This is a genomic window from Achromobacter sp. SIMBA_011, assembly GCF_046535435.1.
GTDB lineage: Bacteria > Pseudomonadota > Gammaproteobacteria > Burkholderiales > Burkholderiaceae_B > Achromobacter > Achromobacter dolens.
The window spans coordinates 1-323 of the sequence record NZ_JAWRWN010000196.1; the positions used below are offsets into that span (position 1 = coordinate 1).

Sequence of the window (323 nt, forward strand, 5' to 3'; positions counted from 1 at the left end):
GAGCCGACGACTTACTTCGGATGGCTGATGTCCGGCTTCTGGGTGACGATCGAAGTGTCGCTGGTCGCCTGGGTCATCGCGCTGATCGTCGGTTCGCTGTTCGGCGTGCTGCGCACCGTGCCGAACCAATGGCTCGCCGCGCTCGGCACCGTCTACGTGTCGATCTTCCGCAACATCCCGCTGATCGTGCAGTTCTTCGTCTGGTACCTGGTCGTGCCGGAGCTGCTGCCCGCGTCGATCGGCACCTGGATCAAGCAGCTGCCGCCCGGCACGCAGTTCTTCACCGCGTCGATCGTCTGTCTCGGGCTGTTCACCGGCGCACG

The 323-nt window shown here is 64.7% G+C and carries 1 protein-coding gene; it reads left to right on the forward strand.

Features of this window, described 5'->3' with window-relative positions:
* Positions 1 to 323, forward strand: a 323-nt coding sequence (locus tag SB816_RS30550; protein ID WP_410548059.1) for an ABC transporter permease subunit, incomplete at both ends; no start/stop codon positions are given.